This is a genomic window from Paraburkholderia sp. RL18-085-BIA-A (assembly GCF_046027075.1).
GTDB lineage: Bacteria > Pseudomonadota > Gammaproteobacteria > Burkholderiales > Burkholderiaceae > Paraburkholderia.
Genome location: NZ_JARESU010000562.1, coordinates 1 through 637 on the forward strand (window position 1 = coordinate 1; position 637 = coordinate 637).

The 637-nt window shown below is 59.5% G+C and carries 1 protein-coding gene; it reads right to left on the minus strand.

The annotated features are described in order from the left end of the window. The coding region (locus tag P0D89_RS53850) for a sensor histidine kinase (RefSeq protein ID WP_408379795.1) at nt 1–637 on the minus strand (637 nt) is incomplete at both ends.

Genomic DNA, 637 nt, shown 5'->3' on the forward strand with positions numbered 1-637 from the left:
AGAACTGGAAATAGCAAGCCCCATTCCCATCCCGGAACTGCGTGTCGTAAAGAACGGTTCAAAGAGTTGCGGAAGATTGGCCTCCTGGATGCCAGCCCCCGAGTCCTTTATTGCCACGACAATATTACCTTCAGGGTCAAGGCGGGACTGAACGATAAGTTCGCGCCTGCCGCTGACGCTCGCCATCGACTGCAGACCGTTGATGATTAGATTGACGAGCACCTGCTGGAGCTGCACACGGTCGCCCAGTATCAGCGGCAGCCCCTTGGCAAGACGGCGTGTCAGCAAGCCACTCTGGCGCTCAACATCCCGCCTGATAAGGGCAATTGCCTCCTCGACCAGGTCGTTGATTGCAATCGGCGCCCGGTCCGGCGGCGCCCCCTTCATGAGCCCCCTCACACGTTGCACGATTTCTGCAGCTCGATTTCCCTGGTCTGTCATCTGTCTCACGCAACCCTCGATTTCTTCCATGTCCGGAGGCTGGCGATGCAGCCAGCGCAGACAGGCTTCACCGCTCGTCACGATGGCGGAAAGGGGCTGCCCCACTTCATGGGCAATGGATGCACTCAGCTCACCAAGCGCCGTTACCCGGCTGACGCGTTCCAGTTCGCTTTGCGCATGCCGCAACCGCTCCTCT